General features: G+C 44.6%; 4 protein-coding genes. All 4 read right to left on the bottom strand.

Annotated features, from left to right (window positions below):
• Positions 1-284: 284 nt before the first annotated feature.
• Complete coding sequence (locus ACESM0_RS12800) at positions 285-2,528, bottom strand: carbohydrate binding family 9 domain-containing protein (protein ID WP_372906594.1); 2,244 nt, start codon at positions 2,526-2,528, stop codon at positions 285-287.
• 103 nt (positions 2,529-2,631) lie between these two features.
• On the bottom strand, positions 2,632-3,573 hold the full coding sequence (locus ACESM0_RS12795; protein ID WP_372906593.1) for a hypothetical protein: 942 nt from the start codon (positions 3,571-3,573) through the stop codon (positions 2,632-2,634).
• 39 nt (positions 3,574-3,612) lie between these two features.
• Positions 3,613-3,741 carry a hypothetical protein gene (locus tag ACESM0_RS12790; protein ID WP_372906592.1) on the bottom strand — a complete coding sequence of 43 codons (129 nt, stop codon included), beginning with the start codon at positions 3,739-3,741 and terminating at the stop codon, positions 3,613-3,615.
• A 20-nt stretch (positions 3,742-3,761) separates the two neighbouring features.
• Positions 3,762-4,760, bottom strand: a 999-nt coding sequence (locus ACESM0_RS12785; protein ID WP_372906591.1) for a multicopper oxidase family protein, incomplete at its 5' end; no start/stop codon positions are given.

Raw genomic sequence — 4,760 nt, 5'->3', positions numbered from 1 at the left:
AAGTATTTCGTTGTAGAATAGTTACTTCTTGATCGAGTTGAATTCATCATTTTATTAGATGGTTGTTTTTGGTTTATTCTGGTTTTTCAACAGGAATCGCACCTGGGACTTATAGTCATGCAGGTAAAAGGGGGATCCATTCCCACAAGATTTCTGATATCCCAGATTTCGGTAGCACCAAGTTCGGCGGTTTCATCGACTCGGGCCATATCAATGGTTTTGCTGTTAATCTTTCCGTTGCTCATGCGCATTATCCGGGTAGCCGTTACCTTATCAGAACTCAGCTAATAATTGAAGGTGTAGGTATATTTAGCCAGGATTGTCCGGGTGGCGCTGAGTGGGCGAACCGGCGCGTAACTGTAACGGTCCGTATTCATCCCTTCATTGTAAACGATGTAAAGATCATTCCCCTCCTTTGGATTGTACCGCAGCCGGAAATTAGAAATAAACGACTCTGATGCATTACTGTACTGAACAAAAGTACTGATCGAAAGGTCATTGTTGAAATAGTATCTCAGGCGCAGCCGGCCAACGTGGGCTGTAAATCTGTCGTCCCTAGAGGGGAAAACTATCCGGTTCATCTCATAATAAGGATCTATCTTGAATTTCGGAGTTAAGCTCCAGGTGAGATTGTAGCTGTTGGAAAACCGGTACCCGTCAAAAAACTGACCGGCATTCAGATTGGTGCGAAAAGTTATAAGACTTGCTTCAGCTGAACTATAGGAACCTTGAAAACCGTAAAAATGATAATTCCCGGAAGGGATAAACACATCATTAAAGATTTCAAAGGATTCGGTAATATTTTCATAAAAGAAACCGGGCCCGGCGTTGAGTACACCACCACTTTTCCAGGATGTACTCCATCGTGGGCCGAGTTCTGCCGATTCTGTTGTTCCGTCAGTATTGCTCAAAAATAAAGATCCATCCAGTGAAATCTGGTGATTGATAAATGGCGTTTTTTCGCTGTTTGTAAACCATCCATAGGAGATAGAATTGCCGAAACGGGTGTAATCCTCACGTATTTCGAACCCGATTCCCGGATTATATCCAGGCCCCGACCGGGAAAAGCTGGAATTATAGCCGATGCCTTCGATATCCCTGGTTTCCCATTCAAGATGAATACGAGAGGCATCCAGAAAAGAAAGATCATTTACTCCTTCGTTTTCAAAAGTCCGGGCAAAGTTAGCCGTCAGGTAATTGTCATCAAATAACCGGAAAATACCATCGGCTCCCAAGGCATAATTATACGTGCCATCTTCGCCAATTCGGCTGGTAAACATCGTTCCAATGTAGGAATATGAGTTAATTACCCTGCGGCGCAACCTAAGCACTCCAAAATTTTCGGAAGGCAAATTTGTACCCTGGCGGGCCGTTTGCATATTGATAAATCCAAGATCCCATCCCCCTACGCGTCCCACAAGGCGCGCACCACCAAGAATCCGAACTTCCTGGCCATTGTTAATTCCGATACGACGGCTGTAAAACAATCGATTGGGCCCTCCAAAACTGACTTTAAACAGGCTGGCGCGTTCCTGGAAAAAATTTCGTTTTTCAGGGAAAAACAGTGAAAACCTGGAAAGGTTAACCTGTTGGTTATCGGCTTCAACTTGTGCAAAATCGGTATTTACCGTGAGATCAAGAGTCAGATTACTTGTGAGTCCGTATTTTATATCCACGCCGGCATCATAGGTGAGCTGATCGTCTCTTAACCAGGCGGTTTGTGTGTCGTTAAGCTCATGTTGTTGTCCGAAGCCACCCAGCAGATAAGGTGTTATATATAAGGGACGCTTATTTTCCAGATTTGCAAATCGAACCTTTTGACTTTGAGATGGTTTCCAATGCCCAAACCATCCCCAATCGTTCGGGATGGCCGGGAAAACTGAGGATTCCGACTTACGGGCGATCCAGCGGTTAGCAATCAACCCCATCACAACCTCGCCCTCTGAACTTTCATAGCGAAGGCTGCTAAATGGGATACGCATCTCTGCAAACCAACCCTCTTGGTTCACTTCTGTAACCACATCCCAAAATGTATTCCAACTGATATTAAATGGAATGCTTCCCTGGGCGTCATTAAAAATAGTAAAGTCCGATCGCACACTTCCCGGGGCCACAAAAAAGCCCAGTGCGTTTTCGTTGTCATTAAATGTATCGATAACCACACCGAAAAAATCATCGGTAGGGCTTCCACTATCTCTTTCAAGCGCTGAACTCTGTATTTTTGAGGGATTCGAATCGTACATCCGAGATCCTATGTACAGGTACTCATCGGTGTAACCGACTCGGACTTCTGATCTTTCAGTAGGTTCACCCCCTGATCTGGGTAGATACATGGTCATGGGAAGTGATATGGCCTGATTCCAGGCGTCTTCATTCAGCTTGCCGTCCAGCTCGATCGGACCGTCAATGCGGGGTATCGTTATTACAGAATTTGATTGAGAATAACCGATATCCGGTAGTATCCACCAAGCTAGTATTCCACACAATAAAATTTTCCCGAAAAATATATATCCTTTAAATAAATTCAATTCGCCTAATTTATTTTTAATAATGATTTAATGAAAAGTATTAGACATCAAGTGATTTATTATCTGAATAAATAATTGATTCTAAACTATTTGAAGAAATATTTCATTTAGTTTCGTTATGATTTTTCTCTTCAAAAATTTCTGCCCACTCATTGAAGCCTGGTGCCATTTTATCAAGTCTGTTGATTATTACTTCATTGGAAAGTTTACCCTCACCTTTTGGAAAGTTTGCTTTTAGTTCTCTTATAAAGGAGAAGCCGCGTTCTTCAAAAAGATCGTTGGCTTTGCTTTCAAAATTCGCCTGATACCAACCATAATTATCTGCACCCACCCGGACATAGTATTCTTCAAAATCTTCCAGTGTTCTGTGTTTAGGATCATAATCATCAAGGATAACCTCTGTAGAGAGGTCCCAGATTCGGGCATCATCGGGGTATTTCGTGTGCAGGAAAGCATATAGAAAATAGTTAGCTACAAATTCGTTGAACCAACGTGCAGGTTGGCCAATTCCGTAAACATCTGCATAAGGATGTCCAATTTCGTGAAAGCCGATGAGGTCGACCATTTTAGCCGAAAATTCCTCGTAAGATAAACCGGTGTTATCCACTTTTTGTCTTAGTTCCGGGGTAATCCTTTCTTTTAAAGACATCATCAGGTCATATACGACCCCATCCTGATCCAGGGGCTGAAAGGCAATGGCTTTGGAATCTTCATAACTTACGTGAGGAATGGCATAGGGATAATTGGTGATTTCTTTCCAATGTTCTTCCCTAAGCAGTGCCAAACGAAAATCAAGATCCACTTTTAAAGAATCAGAGAAAAACTGCAGGGCTTCATTCAGCACCTGTCCGAGCTCTTGGGCTCTGTCTTCTCCCCCTTCAGCATAATGAACTATGATACCATGCTGCGCCGAATCCAAAGAAAGGGCGAGAACCTTTTCAAGAGATACTTCAATATGTGATTGCGCGTAAATATTTGTGGGAAATGAAATAAGTAATCCTGCAACGGCCAATAACACTATTTGAACAGAAATGAGATTTTTCATTTTTATTTTATTTTAAAATTATCTGTTATTACTAAACTGCTACATCATGGCGTGCCTGAAATAAGGTCTTCCGCTTTGCCCGTCCGGATATGGACAGATCAGAGCATATTCTCCCGGCTCAAAATCGAAATCCACGACGCTGTCAGGAACCTCTCTTTCGTTCGGCACGCTGACAGGTCAGCTGTCGATTACTTCACTTCCAGCACCCCCATCATGCCCTGATCCTCATGATCCAGGATATGGCAGTGATACATCCATTTACCCGGATAATTATCGTAGCGGACGATAAAGCGGGCATTCTCGAACCCCGGTACATTCACCGTATCCTCCCACTTTGTCTGGGATACCGGTTCTCCATTACGTTCAAACACCTGGAACTGGTAGCCGTGCAGGTGAAAGGGGTGATCCATCCCCACAAGATTTCTAATATCCCAGATTTCTGTTTCTCCCAGGTTTGCAGATTCGTCAATCCGCTGCATATCCATGGTTTTGCTGTTAATCTTGCCATTGCTCATACGCATCACCCTTGTAGCCGTTACCTCATCAGGATTCAGCTTTGGGATTGGCCGCAATGTTTCCGGTATTTCAGGGGACTCCACAGACGGTTCATCGCTGTAGGTCAGCGTTAACAGATCCCGTGTTTGTTCCCAATCTGCCGGACGCCACTGCGGCATGTATCGGTTATAGGGAAGGGCCTGCAGCGTAACCTCACTTCCGGGATCAGCTGTGCCATGCACAAGAACCTCAGCACGCTCTCCATTGGCCAGCACGATTTCATCGGTTTTTTCGGGGTGCTCAAACAGTCCGCCATCACTACCGACATGTGTAAATGTGTGTCCTTCAAGTCCAAGCCGGTAAATCCTGGCGCCGGAGGCGTTCACAATCCGCCAGCGCTGAACTTCTCCGCTTCGAATAGACAGTTCGGGCATAATCTCGTCATTGACAAACAGGACATCGCCCTCGCGTCCGTTCATTTCGTCCATTTTGAACTGCCGGGTGCCTTCCTCGGCAAAATCGATGGCACCTTCTTCATCAAAACGGTTATCAGATAGAATCAACAGCTTATCTTCCAGCTCGTCCGGGAGAGGATCATTGGGATCGCGTACAATTATTCCGCCGTACAGTCCCATTCCCACCTGCCACGCCGTTCGATGGTGAGGATGCGGATGATACCAGTAGGTTCCGGC

Source organism: Rhodohalobacter sp. (assembly GCF_041686455.1).
Classification (GTDB): Bacteria; Bacteroidota; Rhodothermia; order Balneolales; family Balneolaceae; genus Rhodohalobacter.
Note: the sequence above shows the minus strand (reverse complement) of the source record. Positions and strands in the feature narration are given on the sequence as shown.

Coding starts and splice junctions, on each gene's coding strand:
- ACESM0_RS12795 (WP_372906593.1), bottom strand. CDS start 3,573: ATGAAAAATCTCATTTCTGTTCAAATAGTGTTATTGGCCGTTGCAGGA.